The 18,160-nt window shown below is 56.8% G+C and carries 15 protein-coding genes; 7 read left to right on the forward strand and 8 right to left on the reverse strand.

All coding sequences use genetic code 11. The features are described 5' to 3' along the window. Positions 1-6: 6 nt before the first annotated feature. The gene (ldcA, locus tag AC2T6E_RS10215; RefSeq protein ID WP_486691550.1) at positions 7-921 is read right to left on the reverse strand and encodes a muramoyltetrapeptide carboxypeptidase; all 915 of its coding nucleotides are present in this window, start codon (positions 919-921) and stop codon (positions 7-9) included. Between the two features lie 107 nt (positions 922-1,028). On the opposite strand from ldcA, the gene emtA reads away from it, so the two are divergent. After that, a complete protein-coding gene (gene emtA / locus AC2T6E_RS10220) occupies positions 1,029-1,640 on the forward strand; it encodes a membrane-bound lytic murein transglycosylase EmtA (RefSeq protein WP_010432759.1) in 612 nt (203 codons plus the stop codon). A gap of 35 nt (positions 1,641-1,675) precedes the next feature. Here the strand turns inward: emtA and ycgR are convergent, their stop codons facing one another. Then, positions 1,676-2,407, reverse strand: coding sequence for a flagellar brake protein YcgR (gene ycgR, locus AC2T6E_RS10225; RefSeq protein ID WP_042717465.1), 732 nt, complete (start codon positions 2,405-2,407; stop codon positions 1,676-1,678). A gap of 206 nt (positions 2,408-2,613) precedes the next feature. Between ycgR and AC2T6E_RS10230 the strand changes: the two genes are divergently transcribed. Next, positions 2,614-2,868, forward strand: coding sequence for a GlsB/YeaQ/YmgE family stress response membrane protein (locus AC2T6E_RS10230; RefSeq protein WP_010432765.1), 255 nt, complete (start codon positions 2,614-2,616; stop codon positions 2,866-2,868). 115 nt (positions 2,869-2,983) lie between these two features. Then, positions 2,984-5,086 carry a TonB-dependent siderophore receptor gene (locus tag AC2T6E_RS10235; protein ID WP_278435327.1) on the forward strand — a complete coding sequence of 701 codons (2,103 nt, stop codon included), beginning with the start codon at positions 2,984-2,986 and terminating at the stop codon, positions 5,084-5,086. An 80-nt stretch (positions 5,087-5,166) separates the two neighbouring features. Here the strand turns inward: AC2T6E_RS10235 and AC2T6E_RS10240 are convergent, their stop codons facing one another. Continuing rightward, entirely contained in the window at positions 5,167-6,852 is a 1,686-nt protein-coding gene (locus tag AC2T6E_RS10240) for an alpha,alpha-trehalase (RefSeq protein WP_486691553.1), read from the reverse strand. Positions 6,853-7,272: 420 nt separating this feature from the next. Here AC2T6E_RS10240 and AC2T6E_RS10245 point away from each other — a divergent pair, with 420 nt between their 5' ends. Beyond that, complete coding sequence (locus tag AC2T6E_RS10245) at positions 7,273-8,613, forward strand: carbohydrate porin (protein WP_486691555.1); 1,341 nt, start codon at positions 7,273-7,275, stop codon at positions 8,611-8,613. Positions 8,614-8,631: 18 nt separating this feature from the next. On the opposite strand, the gene AC2T6E_RS10250 is transcribed toward AC2T6E_RS10245, so the two are convergent. Beyond that, complete coding sequence (locus AC2T6E_RS10250; RefSeq protein ID WP_214606232.1) at positions 8,632-9,588, reverse strand: AraC family transcriptional regulator; 957 nt, start codon at positions 9,586-9,588, stop codon at positions 8,632-8,634. A gap of 115 nt (positions 9,589-9,703) precedes the next feature. Here AC2T6E_RS10250 and AC2T6E_RS10255 point away from each other — a divergent pair, with 115 nt between their 5' ends. Beyond that, positions 9,704-10,891, forward strand: coding sequence for an MFS transporter (locus AC2T6E_RS10255; RefSeq protein ID WP_214606231.1), 1,188 nt, complete (start codon positions 9,704-9,706; stop codon positions 10,889-10,891). A gap of 47 nt (positions 10,892-10,938) precedes the next feature. Here the strand turns inward: AC2T6E_RS10255 and gap are convergent, their stop codons facing one another. Both gap and AC2T6E_RS10265 read right to left on the reverse strand, forming a co-directional pair. Then, a complete protein-coding gene (gap, locus tag AC2T6E_RS10260) occupies positions 10,939-11,949 on the reverse strand; it encodes a type I glyceraldehyde-3-phosphate dehydrogenase (protein WP_126816337.1) in 1,011 nt (336 codons plus the stop codon). Between the two features lie 78 nt (positions 11,950-12,027). Continuing rightward, positions 12,028-13,008, reverse strand: coding sequence for a GlxA family transcriptional regulator (locus AC2T6E_RS10265; protein WP_253179486.1), 981 nt, complete (start codon positions 13,006-13,008; stop codon positions 12,028-12,030). 156 nt (positions 13,009-13,164) lie between these two features. On the opposite strand from AC2T6E_RS10265, the gene AC2T6E_RS10270 reads away from it, so the two are divergent. Both AC2T6E_RS10270 and AC2T6E_RS10275 read left to right on the forward strand, forming a co-directional pair. After that, the gene (locus AC2T6E_RS10270) at positions 13,165-14,121 is read left to right on the forward strand and encodes a fatty acid desaturase (RefSeq protein WP_265185944.1); all 957 of its coding nucleotides are present in this window, start codon (positions 13,165-13,167) and stop codon (positions 14,119-14,121) included. Next, on the forward strand, positions 14,114-14,872 hold the full coding sequence (locus AC2T6E_RS10275; protein WP_126816340.1) for a phosphate/phosphite/phosphonate ABC transporter substrate-binding protein: 759 nt from the start codon (positions 14,114-14,116) through the stop codon (positions 14,870-14,872). Before AC2T6E_RS10270 ends, AC2T6E_RS10275 begins: the two co-directional genes overlap by 8 nt. On the opposite strand, the gene AC2T6E_RS10280 is transcribed toward AC2T6E_RS10275, so the two are convergent. After that, positions 14,851-15,747: a LysR family transcriptional regulator gene (locus AC2T6E_RS10280; RefSeq protein WP_126816341.1), complete on the reverse strand. Its 897-nt coding sequence runs from the start codon at positions 15,745-15,747 to the stop codon at positions 14,851-14,853. The two genes, AC2T6E_RS10275 and AC2T6E_RS10280, sit on opposite strands and share 22 nt — an antisense overlap. A 22-nt stretch (positions 15,748-15,769) precedes the next feature. Beyond that, on the reverse strand, positions 15,770-18,058 hold the full coding sequence (locus tag AC2T6E_RS10285; protein WP_265185941.1) for an FdhF/YdeP family oxidoreductase: 2,289 nt from the start codon (positions 18,056-18,058) through the stop codon (positions 15,770-15,772). Positions 18,059-18,160: the final 102 nt, after the last annotated feature.

Genomic DNA, 18,160 nt, shown 5'->3' on the forward strand with positions numbered 1-18,160 from the left:
GCTTTTTTATGCCTTTAAGACCGGATGGCCGCTGAGAGTGAGCCGACTGCCTGAATTATTATGCGTCAGCGTCGCCTGAGCGCCCAGCGGCAGGGTAACGGTCTGCTGCTCATGGCCAAAATCGAGCCCCGTAATCACCGGTATATCCAGCCGCGAGCGGATGAAATCAACCATCGTCTCAAGGGAGTAGCCTGCATCATAGTCATTCGGTGCCGAGCCGCTAAAGCTGCCGAGCACGATGGCGGACTGTCGCGCGAGAATGCCCGCATGGTAAAGCTGGAGCAGCATGCGCTCGACGCGGAACGGATGCTCGTTGATATCTTCCAGCACCAGGATGCCATCCTCAATCTGTGGCAGCCACGGCGTGCCAATCAGCGACACCAGCATCGCCAGGTTTCCACCCCAGAGCTGGCCCTCACATTCCCAGTGCGGCCCATTTCCCTGCCACTCAACGCTGTAGGTCGAATTTTGCAGCGCGCGCCAGAAATGTTCCTGGGTGAACGCATCCAGCTCCGGCGCGCCGAAGTTACCGGCCAGCATCGGGCCGCTGAAGGTAATGACGTTGTGCAGTGCCAGCAGGCCGAGCTGGATCGCCGTGAAATCGCTGTGTCCACAAATCAGCAGAGGATCGTGCTGCTGGCGTTTTGCCAGGCCTTGCCAGTCGATACTCTCCAGCAATCGGCTCGCGCCATACCCGCCGCGCACCGCAAGCACAATCTGGTTAGCGCCCTTCAGGTTCACCAGGTTGTTGATATCATTCAGTCTCTGCACTTCTGTTCCGGCAAAACGCTGCAGCCGGCGGGGGATAATAGTCTGATTTTCTACCCGATGGCCGGATTCCAGTAAGCGCTGAACGCCCCGCTGTGCCGCGTCCTGGTTGATGCAGTAACCCGATGGCGCGATGAGATGAAACTGAGACATGGCAATTCCTTGCTGAATGAGAAACTAATTGTCTATATCATGCCGCTTATACGCCGCCTGCTTCAAGAGGCGGCGCACTGCGATGACCGGCTATAAGGATAGATGACGTGAAATTGAGATGGTTTGCTTTTTTGATTGTGTTGCTTGCTGGCTGTAGTTCAAAACATGATTATCAAAATCCGCCCTGGAACCCGGAAGTGCCGGTGAAACGGGCCATGCAGTGGATGCCGATCAGCGAACAAGCCGGGAAGGCCTGGGGCGTGAGCCCGCGACTGGTCACGGCGATCATTGCCGTGGAATCCGGCGGCAACCCAACGCTCGTCAGTAAATCCAACGCGGTGGGGCTGATGCAGCTTAAAGCATCAACGGCAGGCAAAGAAGTCTACCGCTATATGGGCTGGCGCGGTCAGCCGTCGACCAGCGAGCTGAAAAACCCGGAACGCAACATCTCGATGGGAACAGCTTACCTGAGCATTCTGGAACACGGCGTGCTGAAGGGGATTGAAGATCCTGAAGTGATGCAGTACGCGCTGGTGGTCTCCTACGTGAACGGTGCCGGTGCGCTGCTCAGAACCTTCTCGTCCGACCGTAAAGAGGCGATTGAAGAGATAAACGACATGGACAAAGACGAGTTCTTTGAACATGTAGTGAAGAACCACCCGTCACCGCAGGCACCTCGGTATATCTGGAAAGTACAGAAAGCGATGGACGCCATGTAACGCCGTTGTCGGGCGGCCTCGCTGCCCGACGCCCCTCACAAGACTTTATTCGCCCGTTCCCGCGCCTCTCGCTCCAGAGAGAAGATGATGCGCTGAAGCTCGCGCTCTGCACCCGGCCCCACGTTGAGAAAGCGAAAGCTCAGACGGGGTGTGGAAATGGTCTCGTTCTTGCTGTCCACCACTTTACGCTCGCTGATGGCAATCAGCTGTGCATCGAAATAAAACCGTCCCCAGCCGCCCATATCCAGCTCAATCTGCGTGAATCGCATGCCTTCAACCAGCCCGTCAGGTTTTGGGGTATCCATCAGCGCGCCCATGCCGCCCAACGACAGGTCAAAAAGGCGGAAGCGGATCTCTTTTTTATCCGGCATTTTTGCCCGACAAAAATAAGCGGGATGGAGCGGGGCGCTGATGCGGAAATATTCCCGACGCTGGACAAACCAGAGGTTATCAGGCAGCGGCGAGGTAAAAGCAGGCAGCCCCAGATATTCGCTTAATTCAAGTCGCGGCAGAATAAACTCCACCTTTGCGCCGTGGGTTTCAGCCATCACCGAGATTTTTTCCGCCCGCTGTGCGGCGCGGTTCTCATGCTCCTGGCTGCCCAGGTCGACGATCAGACGGTCGGACGACACGTCCAGGATCTTGCTGATAAACTGATTGTTTGACCAACGCATGCGTAGCGGCACTTCACCTTTTTGCAGGTCGCGTAATACCCCTAATACAGCCAGCGGATTTTGTTTCAGGAACTGCTCACTGTAATTACTCACGCCAGATTGCTCCTTGATATTTGACAGACTGTCTCTGCGTTATCGGCAATCTGAAATGAAACTTAATACAAACCGGTGATTTTTTTTACTGGCCGCCGTAATTTAAGTCGGTGAGATGAAAATGATTTTCGGGCGATGACCTATACTTAAGTCACCAGCGCGGAAGGTTTTCCGTGCATGCGTTAAACCTGCAAGAGGGCATCGCTATGGGTATCATCGCCTGGATTATCTTTGGTCTTATTGCCGGCGCTATCGCCAAATTGATCATGCCGGGAAATGATGGTGGCGGCTTTATTCTGACCTGTGTACTCGGTGTGGTCGGGGCGGTTGTCGGCGGCTGGCTGGCAACGATGTTTGGCTTTGGCGGCAGCATCAGCGGTTTCGATCTCCACAGTTTCCTGGTCGCGGTGGTCGGCGCGATCGTTGTACTGGGCATATTCCGGTTACTCCGACGGGCATAACATCTTCACAAGCGGCTCTCACCTGAGGGCCGTTTTTTTTATCCGCGTATTGATTTGCTAATCGAAATGATAATAATTGTCGTTCCCGGTACTATCTATAACAAAGACGACAATTATGAATACCTCACGTTTTGCGTTATGTGCGTTGGCAGGAGCCGTGGCGCTGGCATTGCAGGCACAGGCTTTTGCCGAAGAATCGACTATTGTAGTCACGGGCGCAGAGCAGGGCAGCGCGCTTCCTTCATGGACGAACAGTGCGACCAAATCGGCGGTGGCTGAAAGTAAAACGCCGCAGGTGATCAATACCCTTTCTGAGCAGGAGATAGAAAAGCGTCACGCGAACTCCGTGAATGAAATCCTGCGCTATGCTCCGGGCGTCTCGACCGAGGTGAGGGGCAGTACCTCGTACATGAGCGAATACAAAATCCGCGGGTTTACCGTTGACCAGGAATTCTATAATGGTCTGCAACTGCCGTATAACGTCACCGGTAACACCAAAGCGCGCATCGATCCGCTGCTGATTGAGAGCGTTGATATTCTGAAAGGTCCCTCTTCAGTGCTGTACGGTGGCGGCTCGCCGGGTGGGCTGGTGAATATTCAAAGTAAGAAGCCGCAAAAAGCCTCCCGTACCGAGGTGGGTTTTAACACCGGCACCCGTAACCTGAAAGAGGGCTACCTCGATTCAACCGGGCAAATCGCTGACAGCGACTGGAACTACCGTCTGCTGGGGAAAGCGACGGAAAATGACGACCAGCCGCACACCACGCGCTACGAAAACTATCTCGTGGCACCGTCAGTGACCTGGCAGCCGGACAGCAAAACGCGTCTCACCATTGATGCGCTGGCGCAAAATACCCCGAGCCTGTCGCCGTCCGACCCGCTGCCGCTCGCCTATCTGCGCTCGAGCTACGCCGATCGCCGGGACTATGCCGGAGACGAGTGGAGCGGATTCAAACAGCGCCAGTGGATGCTGGGCTACAGCTTTGAACATGAGTTTGATAGCGGCTGGGGCTTTAATCAGAAAGCGCGCTACTTCGACGTGGATACCCATCAGCGCAGCGTATATTCAACCGGACCTGGGAGCGAGGTCTATCAACTCAATCGCTTTGCTTACACCACGGATGAAGACCTTCAGAGCTTCAACATCGACAACCAGGTCACTAAAACGGTTGCGCTGGGGGAATGGAAACATCATCTGCTGGCCGGGTTTGACTATCAGAAGCTGAACTCGCACTTCCACTACCGATACGCCTCCTCAACACCGGGTATTGATATGCGCAATCCTGACCACGCGCAGATCGATGAAGGCGCGCTGGGGCTGTATACCGCCCAGAAAAACCGTCTGAGCTATCAGCAGAACGGCTACTACCTGCAGGATCAGGTGGAGTTCGGCGGATTAAACCTGCTGGGCAGCCTGCGCTATGACGATTACCGCTCCGTGACCACGAATTATCTGCAAAACGGCGACAAAGCGTATGTCTCTCAGGATCGGGTCACCAAACGTCTGGGGGCGCTTTACGCCTTCGACAACGGGATTTCGCCGTTCATCAGCTATTCCGAAGGCTTTGCGCCGGTATCCCCACAGGGGACACTCGTCGCCAAAGACGTCAAGCCAACCACCAGCAAGCAGGTTGAGGGCGGGGTGAAATACCTGCTGGCGGACTACGCCACCACCTTTACCGCATCGGTGTTTAACATTCGCCAGAAAAATGTCGTCACCTCCGATCCCGGCTTCCTCAACTACCGTCAGACCGGGGAAGTGGAATCCAAAGGGGCTGAGCTGTCGGCGGTCAGCCGTCCGACGGATAACCTGACGCTGATTGCGAACTACGCTTACACCCACGCGATCAATACGGAAGATGATAAATACCAGGGCAAGCGTCCAACACAGGTGCCGGAGAATGCCTTTAACCTGTGGGGCGATTACACCTTCGACAGTACGCCGCTGAAAGGGTTAATGCTGGGGGCTGGCGCGCGCTATACCGGGCCGATGGAAATTTCACCGAGTAACGATGCGGGCAAACTTGGGGGCACCACGCAGTACGATCTGGCGGCCTCTTACCGCATGGGCGAAGTCCTGCCGTCTCTGGAAGGGCTGACGGTGAAAGCCAGCGCGCAGAACATCACCAATAAAGAGACGCTGACCTGTTACGACGCAACCAACTGCTGGATTGGGCGTGACCGGACGTTCCAGTTAGGGGCGAGTTACAGCTTCTGATGAGCTTTACCCCTCTCCCTTGAGGGAGAGGGGGAGCACGTGTAGGCCGGGTAAGGCGTAGCCGCCACCCGGCAATACCCTTACTGCGCCGCGCTTTTCGCAGGCGCGGCGTCATCATTCGCCGCAGGCTGATTCTCCGGCACGCTGTCGCACGGTTTCTCTTTCGGACACACCAGATCCAGCATCTTGAGCGTCACGCCGTTGCTCCAGCCAAATCCATCCTGCAACGGATATTCACCGCCGCCTCCGCCAGTGCCGGTAGACGAGACGTCATACTTCTCCACCAGCTTCTTCTCGCGGTCGTAGGTGTGCTGAACGTTTTTCAGGAAGCGCCAGGTCACGTCCATCGCCACTTTGTCCTGGCCATAGTTCTGCAATCCTTCCGTTGCAACCCACTGCAGCGGTGCCCAGCCGTTTGGCGCATCCCACTGCTGGCCGCTGTTGATGGTGGTGGTCGTAATGCCGCCCGGCTTCAGCAGGCGTGAAGAGGTCGCTGCAGCCACTTTATCCGCGCGGTCCTGTGCCGCCGCCTTCACGTAAAGCGGGAACAGGGCGGCGGCGGTGAGCTGATTACGCACCTTTTTACTCTTGAGATCGTAATCCGCGTACCAGCCCTCTTTTTCATTCCACAGATGGCTCTCGATGGCCTTCTGGCGCGAAGCGGCCAGTGCCTCATATTTGCTCGCACCGGCGGTATCGCCATCCTCCTGGCTTGCCCGTGCCAGTAGCTTCTCCATCTTGAACATCAGGGCGTTCAGGTCCACCGGCACAATGCTGGTGGTGCGGATGGTGCCAAGCTTTTGCGGATCGTCCATCCAGCGAGAGCTAAAGTCCCAGCCTGACGCGGCTGCCGAGCGCAGATCGCGGTAAATTTCCGTCGCCGGGCGGTTAGGGTTGTTTTTCGCAGTGTTTACATCATCGAGCCAGGATTCAGGACGCGGGGTATCGCGGTCATCCCAGTAGCGGTTGAGGATTGTCCCGTCATCCAGCTTCACCACGCGTTTGTTGGCCTGGCCCGGCTGCAGGCCATCGACGCCCTCCATCCAGTAGGCATACTCTTTTTCCATCTGTGGACGGTACTTTTTCAACGCATCTTTATCATGCGTCGCCAGCAGTTCGACCATCAGGGAGAAGAACGGCGGCTGCGAACGGCTCAGGTAATAGCTGCGGTTGCCGTTAGGAATGTGGCCGAAGGTGTCAATTTCATAGGCGAAGTTGTCCACCATATCGCTGATTTTGTCCCAGTGGCCGCTTTCGGCCAGGCCCAGCATGGTGAAATAGCTGTCCCAGTAATACACCTCGCGGAAACGCCCGCCGGGCACCACGTAAGGTTTCGGTAGCGGCAGGAGCGAATCCCACTTGTTGCTGGCTTTATCGGTGGTGCGGGTCAGTACAGGCCAGAGATCGTCAATATGCTCACGCAAACTTTGTCCAGCAGGCGGAACATATTTTTCACCTTCCGCGGGGAGCGTGAAGTTCATCTCGACAAAGTGGCGTAAGTCAAAGCTGGACTGGGCGTGCTGCATCCGATAATCCGCCAGGATCATCAGCGGGTCGCTTTTGGGTACGGCATCAGCAAACGTTTTTTGATCGGGAAACAGTTTGGCACTTTGCACATCATTAAACAGAGGACCCAGCAAAATATCGGGTGAGGTTGTCTGGGTTGTAGGGGGCTGGTCAGCATAAGCGAGTGCTGTTACGCCGATCAGCGCGCCTCCCAGCGCAAGCTGCAAGAACGCAGGGCGTAGTGTACGAGGTCTTATCATGAGTTCGTCTCCTGTCTTCACTAAACAGCGTGACCGCTGTTGTCAATCACCTGAAAACCTTAGACGAATATTGCCCGCTTCGCGTGTTGAATATCCCATTTTTCACATAACCAGACGATTTACCGCTTCGTCCGGCCCGTCCGATAGGAATGAATTTGTTATGTGAATGGAATTAAAAAAATTATACCTTTAAATAATCATATATATTCCACATTAAAATATAGGTGTGGTTAATAAAATAAGAGTGTGAAGTGGGTTGTCTTTCTTTTATTAATCGTGAGATGTTTCTTCTATGCCGATCACACAAGTTAAAATTCATAATTAGCTTATCAAAAAACATAATGGCACCTCCGATGGTATTTGGTCGAAATGGCGAGGTTCACTATTTAGGTATTCACTTCTATAATCAGGATGGATTCTATGAAATTAAAGAAAACGGTAATTCTGATGAGTGCGTTCTATTCTGGCGCACTTTTCGCTGCACAACCCTCGACAAGCGTGGAAGAAAAACTGGCGCAACTAGAAGCGCAAATTCAGGCGCTTAAACAGCAGCAGGCGACCGCGGCGCAGGCTGAATCCGCTGTGGTTGTACAATCGGAAGAACCGGTGAGCGGGACGGCACCGCCAAAACTGACGCTTTCGGGATATGGTGATATTAAATTTTATGGCGACGTTGAATTTAATATGGATGCCGCCAGTAAAACAGGCAGCCTGACGTCCGTTAAGCAAAGTGCTAATAGCGACTGGGCGCCGGGAGATAAGGAACGTTGGGATATTAATGGACGTATTTTATTAGGCTTTGATGGTTATCGTAAAATGGATAACGGCAATTTTGCTGGTTTCTCCGTTCAGCCTCTCGGCGATCTTGTCGGAAAAATGTATCTCGATGATGCCGTATTCTTCTTTGGCGCTGAGAACGACTGGGAAATTAAGGTCGGGCGCTTCGAGGCCTACGATATGTTCCCGCTCAATCAGGATACCTTTGTGGAATACTCAGGAAATACCGCGGACGATCTCTACAGCGACGGCTACGGCTATATCTATATGCTAAAAGAAGGGCGCGGGCGAACCGACAGCGGGGGCAACTTCCTGATGAGCAAGACGCTGGATAACTGGTATTTTGAGCTGAATACCCTGTTCAAAGACGGCAGCGATTTGTACGTCGACCAGCGCTATCACGGCGCAGAGCTTGAGAACGATAAAAATGTGGCCTACGTGCGTCCGGTCATCTCATGGCAAAATGGACCGTTTTCAACTGCGATCGCCATGGAGAGCAACCTGGTGAACAACGCTTACGGCTATCGTGACGACGCAGGCCGCTGGGTCGATCAGTCAGACCGAACCGGCTACGGATTTACTCTGACCTGGGACGGGCTCAAAACCGATCCGGAAAATGGCGTGGTCATGAACCTCAATACGGCTTACCTGGACGCGACGGGCGAAACCGATTTTACCTCAGGCATTAATGCCTTATGGCATAATTTCGAACTGGGCTATATCTACGCCCATAACGAAATCGACGAGTTTAATACCTCAACGTTTGACGCCGAGTGTGAAAACGACTGCTGGATCACCGACCCGGGCGAGTACGACATTCATACCATCCATACGTCGTACCTGATCCCGAACGTCATGAAGATGAAAAACTTCAACATCTATCTGGGCGCGTATGCATCCTGGGTCAACGCATCACCGAAAGAGGGTGACAATAAAAACGACGACCGCTACGGTGGCCGCGTGCGCTTTAAATACTATTTCTGATGCTAGCCGGTCGGTCAGTCAGACCTCTTCCGGGGTCTGGCTGGCTTCCCGCAGCGTGCCCGGCGCATGTCCAATAATGCGCTTAAATGCCCGGCTAAATGCTGCCAGAGACCCGTAACCCAGACGCAGCGCGACCGTTTCGATGGGCTGGTTTTCATGGCGGATGTACTGAATAGCCAGCCGCATTCGCAGTTCGCTGAGATATTTGGCTGGGGTCGTGCCCGTCGCGGACAGAAACCGTTCGGCAAACACGGAGCGGGAGGTGCCCGCTTCTTTTGCCAGCTCAGCCACGCTCCAGTTCAGGCCGGGCTGCTGGTGCATGGCATAAATTGCTCTGCTGAGGCGGGGATCGCGCAGCACCTGTACCCAGCCCGTGGCTTTGCCGCATCCGGCTTCGACCCAGCCCCGCACGATTAAGGCCGCGACGACGTCAGCCAGACGCGCCAGGATCCCGGCAAAGCCCACCTGACGGGTCATGGATTCTCGCTCCATGGCCGCCAGCAACGGGTGGATCTCGGGCCAGGTGGACATCAGCCTGCTCACCATCATCACCTCCGGCATGGCCTTGATCAGCGGCTGCATCCCGCCCAGCTCAAAATCCATGCATCCGCTAAAGATAATCGTGTTCTCGCCGTCCGGGCAGGGCTCACAGGCAATCGCGCAGACCGAGCTGCAGATAGGCTCGCTTGGGAAAGCATTCACCGGGGTAAGGGGAGCCTGCGCGTCAGAGAGCAGGGCATGGGCGTTGCCGTTCGGGATAAAGAGCGCATCGCCACCGCTTAATTCAAAGGTTGCGCCACTCTCCATACGCAGCAGCGCGCTGCCGTGGCTGACGAAATGGAACTGCGCCTTACCGGGCGCCTGATGGAACGCCACACCAAATGGCGCGCTGGCTTCAATTCGCCGGTATTTCACCCCAGAAAGGCGCATGCCGCGTAAAAGCTCGCTGATCAAATCGGGTGACTGAACGGTCATCGCACAACTCCGGACGAATAATCAATAAGTGGAGATTATATGTCATAGATCGTCCATGGGGAACACTCTATGCTTTTGCGACATTAGTCACATTTTGATAACGGGAGATCAACAGATGAGGTCATGTGTCGCGGCGAGCGAGGCGATAGCGCCTGCAAAACCCGCCTGGCGAGCGGTCTATTCGCTGGGGCTGGGCGTATTTGGTTTGATCACGGCGGAGTTTCTGCCCGCCAGTTTACTCACGCCAATGGCTGCCAGTCTCGGTGTAACAGAAGGGATGGCCGGGCAGGCCGTCACGGCAACGGCGCTGGTGGCACTGGTCACCGGTTTGCTGATTACGCCAGCCACCAAAAGTATTGACCGTCGCTGGGTGTTGATGTTCTTTTCGGTGCTGCAAATCATCTCCAGCCTGCTGGTGGCCTTTGCGCCAACCCTGCACGTTTTGCTTATGGGGCGTTTGCTGCTGGGCGTTGCTATCGGAGGATTCTGGGCGATGTCGACCGCTACGGCGATGCGGCTGGTACCTGCCGATAAGGTGCCGAAAGCGCTGGCGGTGATTTTCTCCAGCGTGTCCATTGCAACGGTTGTCGCGGCGCCGCTGGGAAGTTATCTGGGCAGCCTGATTGGCTGGCGTAACGTCTTTGTTCTCTGCATAGTGCCGAGCGTGGCGGCTCTGCTGTGGCAGGTCTGGGTCCTGCCGTCGATGAAGCCGGAGAGCAGCGGCAGCCTGGGAACCCTGTTCCGGGTGCTGCGTCGTCCGGGGATGATCGGCGGGATGCTGGCAACCATTCTGATTTTCAGCGGCCATTTTGCTTTCTTTACCTATCTGCGCCCCTTCCTGGAGACCGTCGGTCAGGCAAGCGTAGAAACGATTTCGCTGATCCTGCTTGGCTTTGGTATCGCCAACTTTGTCGGCACCTCCATTGCCGGACATCTGCTGGCACGAAATCTGCGCCTGACGCTGGCACTGGTGCCGTTCGCCATGGGCGTACTGGCGCTGATGATGGTCGCGTTTGGTCATCTGGCGATGCTGGACGGTTTACTGGTTGCGCTTTGGGGCTTTGCCTTTGGCCTGGTACCGGTGGGCTGGTCAACCTGGCTGGCAACCACCGTCCCTGATGAAGCCGAAAGTGCAGGCGGTTTGCTGGTAGCCTCTATTCAGCTAGCAATAAGCGCAGGCGCGGCGGGTGGCGGGGCGGTATTCGACCTCAACGGTGCCAGCGGCGTATTTGCGGGCAGCGGTTTCCTGCTGGTGACGGCAATGGTGATTGTGTTTATGGGCGTGAAAGTAAAAGCGGAGTGAATTATTTGCCGGGTAAGCGCAAGCGCCACCCGGCATCAAGCTAAGGCTTACAGCCCTTTCTTATCCATCAGCACCGCCAGATCCACCAGGCGGTTTGAGAATCCCCACTCGTTGTCATACCACGCCAGAATTTTGACCATGTTGCCGCCAATCACCAGCGTCGACAGCCCGTCGATAATCGAGGAGCGCGGGTCGCCCTGGTAATCGCTGGAGACCAGCGGTTCATCGCTATAGCCCAGGATCCCTTTCAGGGGTCCGCTAGCCGCGGCCTGACGGAACGCGTCATTCACCTCGTCGGCGGTCACGTTACGGCTCAGCGTTACCGTCAAATCCACAATTGACACCACCGGAACGGGGACGCGCAGAGAATACCCGGTCAGCTTACCGTCAAGAGAAGGGATCACTTTTCCCAACGCCTTCGCCGCGCCGCTGGAGTAAGGAACAATCGACAGGGCCGCCGCACGTGCACCGCGCAGATCTTTCTCCGGCTGGTCGTGCAGCGCCTGGCTGTTGGTATAAGCATGCGTGGTGTTCATCAGGCCGTGCTCAATACCAAACTGCTGATGCAGCACCTGTGCTGCCGGAGCCAGTCCGTTAGTGGTACAGCTCCCGTTACTCACGACGGCGTGCAGGGTCGGATCGTACAGCTCGTGGTTTACACCCATCACCACCGTCAGGTCATCGTTTTTGCCCGGTGCAGAGATGATGACGCGCTTAGCGCCGCCGTGGGTGATATGTACCGCCGCCTTTTCGCGTTCGGTGAAGAAACCGGTGGCTTCAATCACCACGTCCACCCCGACGTCGCGCCACGGGATGTTTGCCGGATCGCGTTCGCTGAAGACGGTGAGCCGCTGCCCGTCCACCTGTAACGCGCCGTCAGCCGCCTCAACGGGTACCTGCAGCGTGCCGAGCAGGGAATCATATTTGAGCAGATGGGCGAGGGTCTGGCTGTCCGTCAGATCGTTAATGGCCACTATCTGAAGATCCGGGTTACCCAGCGCCGCGCGCAGGAAATTACGTCCGATACGGCCGAAACCGTTAATACCGACCTTAACCATGATGCACTCCTTATCTCTGTTGTCTGGAGTCACTGTAGGCGTCAGGCTGAATGGCGTAAATGACAAAAAAGGATCATATTACGCCATCTTGCGGCAGTGGAAGCGCTGGCGATATTCCGTTGGGGTGAGATGAAGCTGTTTCTCGAAAACACGACGCAGGTTGATGCTGGTGCCAAACCCGCTTTGCTCAGCAATCAGCTCCAGCGGATCGCTGGTTTGCTCAAGCAGCTGTCGGGCGGCGGCTAGACGCGCTTCCGTCACGTAGCGGGCCGGAGAGACCCCTGCATCCCGCGTGAATACGCGGGTGAAATTACGGGGACTCATCGCCGCTCTTTCCGCCAGGCGCTCAACGCAGAGATCGGCGGTCAGGTTTTGCAGGATCCAGCTTTGCAGTTCGCTAATCGGCCCCTGGGTGCCGGACTGCTGCAAATTATAACGGCTAAACTGCAGCTGACCGCCCGGACGGCGTAGGTACATCACCATATCCTGCGCCACGTCGCGGGCGAGAGAGAAACCGTAATCGTCTTCCACCAGCGCCAGCGTCAGGTCGAAACCGGAACTGACCCCGCCGGAGGTCCAGATGGGCCCATCCTGAACGTAGATCGGGCCGCCTTCCACCCTGATGGCCGGATAAGCGGCCTGCATCGTCTCCAGCAGACGCCAGTGTGTGGTTGCCCGCCGTCCGTCAAGCAAACCGCTCTGCGCAAGCAGCATCGCGCCGCCGCAGATGGAGGCAATACGACGCGCATGGGGCGCAGCGAGATGCAGCCAGTCCACCACGGCGGTGCTCTCCAGGTCATTCATGCCGCGGCCGGTAATGATGATGGTATCGAGTGGTTCGCGCGGATCCAGTTCAGGCAGACGATAATCTGCCAGCAGGTTTAATCCGGATTGACCGTGGATCACCTGATGGGGCTGCGTGGTGGCGATGATGATGCGGTAACACGGGTGAGACAGACCTTCCGGGTGCAGTCGGTTGGCCTGCATCAGAATGTCGGCGATACCGGCGGCTTCAAACAGCATGCCGCCGTCGGGAACAATAATCAGGATCTTTTTCATGTCCTGAAAAGTAGCTTTATTACAAAATAAGTCAACAGGCAGAGAGTGCATAAACGCCATTTCTGGCAAAGCAAAGCGATTTAAGTTCTTTGTTATTTCAGCCGTTTTCACGGATCGTCAGGACACAGAATGACAGGCGGAACGGCATCGGAAGGAATGAGTCACTATTTACACCCGCAACAGCGAGAACATATTCACCGGCTTGCCGCGCGGTTTCTGTGGCGAAGCGAGCTTCCCACCTGGCTGTTAATTATCGCTATCTATACCGGCTGGTTTACCACCCTGACGTACTGGCAGACGCTCGGTTTACTGCCTGCCACGGTGCTGCTGATCTGGTTTACCGCGTGGTATATGTCGCTTCAGCATGAGCTGATCCACGGCCATCCGACACGCTTTCCCCGGTTAAATCAGCTTTTCGGTACGCTGCCGCTGGCGGTCTGGTATCCCTATGGCCTGTACCGCGACTCGCATCTGGCCCATCACCGCAACGATCATCTCACGGTACCGGTGGACGATCCGGAATCTTACTATTTTACCGAACAGACCTGGGCGCGTTTTACGCCCTGGCAGAAGCGCATTATTCATGTGCGTAATACTTTTCTGGGGCGGCTGTTACTGGCTCCGTTGCTGGATATCGTTCAGACGCTGGGAAGTGCCGTGGCGGTGTTTCGCCAGCTGCACCTGCGGGCGATGTTGATGTGGCTGGTGCATGGTGTGCTGTTGGCAGGGCTGTTTGTCTGGATGCGCCATGTTGGTTTTTCACCGGTCTGGTTTGTGCTGGCGGTGAGCTATCCCGCGCTGGCGCTCACCAAAGTGCGCTCTTTCCTCGAGCACCGCGCTGCAGACGATCCTCTCGCGCGATCGGTCATTAACGAAGCCGGGATCTTCTGGCAGGTGTTGTTCCTGAATCTCAACTACCATTCAGTGCATCACGATCTGCCAGGCGTGCCCTGGTATGGTCTGAAGGCGCTCTACCAGCAAAACCGCGCGGTGTATCAGCAGCGGAATCACGGTTTTGTGGTCAAGGGATACGGCCAGTGGCTGCGACAGTTTTGGGATAAGGCCGTGGATGTCACGGTTCATCCGGGGATAAAGCGAGAAGAGCATGAGTAACCTGCTGGCGTTTCCGATGTATGCCGTCAATCGGGCTGATACCGACGCGCTGTGGCGAGCTGTGCACGCTTTGCTGCTGGCACGCGGTGTGCCGGTGGGCGATCTTGTGCCGGGCATCCCGGAAGAGAACTTACTGACGCACTGGCAGCAGCCTGGACTCATCCTTAGCCAGACCTGCGGTTATCCGCTGGTCACACAGTTGCCGGACGTGCAGGTCGTCGGCTGTTTTCATTATGCGGCGCCGGGCTGCGAAGGGATCGCTTACCGCAGCCTGCTGGTGGTGCGGGAAGAAGATAAACACCTGCGCGTTGACGATTTCCGTGGGCGGCGGGTGGTGTGTAATGCGCCGGATTCCCAGTCCGGCTACAACACGCTGCGAAGACGAGTGGCACCTGATACGGTCAATGACTATTTTTCTCAGGTGATTTTCAGCGGCAGCCATCGCCAGTCGCTGATTGATGTAAAAGACGGGGTGGGGGACATTGCGGCCATCGACTGCGTAACCTGGGCACTGTTGCAGCGCCATGAGCCGGAACGGCTCGCGGGGCTGGTGGTCATTGACCGTACCCCTCTGACGCCAGGACTGCCGCTGATCGCCTCGCAAAACACCTCGCCTGAAACCCTTAACGCCATTCGCGATGCGCTCCGCGCGCTGGTGAGTTCGCCGGAACATCGGGAGAGTTGCGACGCGGTGCTGATCGGCGGTTTTAGCGTGGTGACGCGCCAGGCCTACGCTTCATTGACTGCGTGATAAATTTCCCGTGCATCGGTAAAACAGCGTAGCGCCAGCGAGGATACGGGTTTCTGTCGGCGCATAATCAGGCCGACAGGCGCCTCAATATTCGCTTCGGCGATGGGGACAATCCTGAAATTGTTGTTCAGTGCCTCCAGCCCGTTGTTCAGCGGCATCACGGCGCAGCACACGCCGCTCTGAACCGCCTGAATGATCTGGAACGTTGAGTCGCTCTCGAAAACGGCCTTCGGATCGAGGCCAGCAGCGTTAAAGCTGGCCTCCATATGCGCCCGGTAGTGCATCCCTTTGGTCAGGAACCCCAGCGGAAATTCCGTCAGGTCGTGCCAGGTCAGCGTTGCCTGGCCGGGCTGGAAATGGCGAATGTCGTGCAGCAGGCCCATCTTCGTTTTTGGCAGCTGGATAATGTCAAACAGGCTGGTGTCGATGCTGTTGAGATAGCAAATTCCCAGCTCAAGCTGATTGCGGCTGACCCCGTCGGCAATCTGCGCTGAGGACATGGAATAGAGGCTGTAGGTCAGCTCCGGATATTTTTGCGTCAGCAGGCGAATAAAGATCATCGGATCCACGCTCGCCAGCGGTACCATCCCAAGCCGTAATTCACCCACCACCTGGCCTTTGCACAGCGCGGCTTCCGCCTGCAGCCCGTCGTGCGCGGCCAGCAGCGCGCGGGCCCACGCGAGGATGCGTTCACCCTCCGGCGTAAACCCTTCAAAGCGCTGCCCGCGCACAATCAGCACCAGCCCCAGCTCCTCTTCCAGGCTGCGGATGCGCATGGAGAGGGTCGGCTGGGTAACGTTGCACTGCGAGGCCGCTTTACCAAAGTGCCGGGTCTCGTCGAGTGCGATTAAGTATTTTAACTGTTTAATATCCATCGTTTTCTCTGCGCGAGCAGCCTTACAGCATGCGGATCTCTTTTGAGCGCAGGGTGATGCGAACCGGAACGGATTTATAAGACGGCGTCCCGCTGTCCTTGTCGAGATAATCGAGTGGCACCAGCACGTTGGCCTCCGGGTAATAGGCCCCGACGGATCCCGGGGCGATGCTGTACGCCACCACGGTAATGTCCTCCAGGCGCTGAACGCTGCCGGGCAGGGCGGTTTCGATATCCACGCGGTCGCCATGCTCCAGCCCTGAGTGTGCCATATCGTCTTCGTTCATAAACAGCACGTCGCGGCGGCCAAAGACCCCACGGTAGCGGTCGTCCAGGGCATAAATGGTCGTGTTGTACTGATCGTGGCTGCGCAGCGTAATCAGACGCAGCACATGCTCGCCTTCACCGCTGGCGTTCTCATGAACCCCCTCGAATACCGAGAACATTGCTTTGCCCGTCGCGGTCGGCCAGATACGCTGCGTTGGCGGCAGCGGCATGCGGAAGCCCCCGGGAACGCGGATCCGCGCGTTATAGTCCTCGAACCCAGGAATGGTCTGCTCAATCAGATCGCGGATACGGTCATAATCCTCAACCAGCGTCAGCCAGTCCACGCGGGATTCCGGCAGGGTGGCTTTCGCCAGGCCCGCCACGATAGCGGGTTCCGAACGCAGCAACGGCGAGGCGGGTTTCAGCTTGCCGGACGAGGCGTGCACCATCGACATGGAATCTTCAACGGTAATGGACTGACGGCCGGTGGCCTGAATATCCAGCTCGGTGCGGCCGAGACACGGGAAAATAAAGGTCTCTTTGCCCACCAGCAGATGGGTACGGTTCAGCTTGGTGCCAACGTGCACGCTCAACTCCAGGTTACCCATCGCCGGAAAGCCCCGTTCATGATCGGGCATCGCAACCGCAAAATTGCCGCCGAGGCAGATAAGCGCCTTCGCACGACCGTCAATCATCGCCTGCGTGGCCTGCACCGCATCGTGTCCGTGGTGAGACGGCGGCTCAAAGCCGAATACGTCCTTGAGACGGTTCAGGAAGGCCGGTGTGGGTTTCTCGCTAATCCCGACGGTCCGGTTACCCTGCACGTTTGAGTGGCCGCGCAGAGGGCAGATACCCGCGCCGGGCTTGCCGATGTTCCCGCGCAGCAGCAGCACGTCGGCAATCAGGCGGACGTTCGCCGTGCCTTTATTGTGCTGGGTAATACCCATCCCGTAGGTAATGATGGTGGCATTTGATTTCGCATAGGCCTCGGCCACCTTCTTAAGCGCCGCCTGGCTCAGGCCCGACTCGCGCTCAATGTCGTCCCAGCGGGTTTGCGCGATATCGGCGCTGAAGTCCTCAATGCCCTGCGTGTGTTCGGCAATAAAGGCGCGATCCAGCACGTCACCGCGTTCGGCCTCCATCTCCAGAAGGTGTTTAGCAATCCCTTTCAGCGCGGCGGCATCGCCCCCGGCTTTCACCTGGAAATAGGTCGAGGCGATATCCGTGGAGCTGTAGGTCGCCATTTCAATCACGCTCTGCGGGTCCGCAAAACGTTCGAGGGCGCGCTCGCGCAGCGGGTTAAAGACGATAATCGGCACGTTGCGACGTGCCAGCTCATGAAGGGTGCCCATCATTCGCGGATGGTTGGTGCCAGGGTTATGGCCGATGGAGATCACCAGTTCGGTCTTATCGAAGTCGTCCAGTGAGACGGTGCCTTTCCCGATCCCGATAGATCGCGGCAAGCCGACGCTGGTGGCCTCGTGGCACATATTCGAGCAGTCAGGAAAGTTATTGGTGCCGTATTCGCGGGCAAAGAGCTGGAACAGGTATGCCGCTTCGTTAGAGGCGCGCCCGGAGGTATAGAACTCGACCTGGTCCGGTTCGAGCCCGCGCAAGACTTCGCCGATACGCTGAAACGCCTCGTCCCAGTCGACAGGGCGGAAGGTATCGCTTGCCCGGTCATAGCGCAGGGGATGCGTCAGGCGACCGTAGCCTTCCAGCTCAAAGTCCGATTTTGCCAGCAGCGAAGCGACGCTGTTTTCCGCCAGAAACGCGGGGGTAACGCGTTTGCTGGTGGCTTCCCAGGTCACCGCCTTCGCGCCGTTCTCGCAGAACTGGAACGTCGATTTATGTTCCTTATCAGGCCACGCGCAGCCCGGGCAGTCAAAACCGTCCGGCTGGTTGGTGCGCAGCAGCGTCGCGGGAGCGTCCAGGGTATCCATTTGGGTACGTACCGCGATGGCCGTCGCTTTTAACGCGCCCCAGCCTCCGGCGGGGCCGTCATAGTGCCTGATACCGGGAACTGCGCGTCTTTTCGTGTTCATACCCACTCCTGATTTGTTCGGTCACACAACATCTGACCCATAAAAGCACTGCAGAGGACAATAAGCGTAAGCAATGACGACCGTTTGGCTGTGCGCATGCGG

The sequence above is a fragment of the Enterobacter sp. B79-1 genome, assembly GCF_057444735.1.

Coding starts and splice junctions, on each gene's coding strand:
- AC2T6E_RS10235 (WP_278435327.1), top strand. CDS start 2,984: ATGAATACCTCACGTTTTGCGTTATGTGCGTTGGCAGGAGCCGTGGCG.
- AC2T6E_RS10250 (WP_214606232.1), bottom strand. CDS start 9,588: ATGACCGTTCAGTCACCCGATTTGATCAGCGAGCTTTTACGCGGCATG.
- AC2T6E_RS10240 (WP_486691553.1), bottom strand. CDS start 6,852: ATGATAAGACCTCGTACACTACGCCCTGCGTTCTTGCAGCTTGCGCTG.
- AC2T6E_RS10270 (WP_265185944.1), top strand. CDS start 13,165: ATGAGTCACTATTTACACCCGCAACAGCGAGAACATATTCACCGGCTT.
- AC2T6E_RS10275 (WP_126816340.1), top strand. CDS start 14,114: ATGAGTAACCTGCTGGCGTTTCCGATGTATGCCGTCAATCGGGCTGAT.
- AC2T6E_RS10245 (WP_486691555.1), top strand. CDS start 7,273: ATGAAATTAAAGAAAACGGTAATTCTGATGAGTGCGTTCTATTCTGGC.
- AC2T6E_RS10230 (WP_010432765.1), top strand. CDS start 2,614: ATGGGTATCATCGCCTGGATTATCTTTGGTCTTATTGCCGGCGCTATC.
- ldcA (WP_486691550.1), bottom strand. CDS start 921: ATGTCTCAGTTTCATCTCATCGCGCCATCGGGTTACTGCATCAACCAG.
- AC2T6E_RS10280 (WP_126816341.1), bottom strand. CDS start 15,747: ATGGATATTAAACAGTTAAAATACTTAATCGCACTCGACGAGACCCGG.
- AC2T6E_RS10285 (WP_265185941.1), bottom strand. CDS start 18,058: ATGAACACGAAAAGACGCGCAGTTCCCGGTATCAGGCACTATGACGGC.
- AC2T6E_RS10255 (WP_214606231.1), top strand. CDS start 9,704: ATGAGGTCATGTGTCGCGGCGAGCGAGGCGATAGCGCCTGCAAAACCC.
- gap (WP_126816337.1), bottom strand. CDS start 11,949: ATGGTTAAGGTCGGTATTAACGGTTTCGGCCGTATCGGACGTAATTTC.
- AC2T6E_RS10265 (WP_253179486.1), bottom strand. CDS start 13,008: ATGAAAAAGATCCTGATTATTGTTCCCGACGGCGGCATGCTGTTTGAA.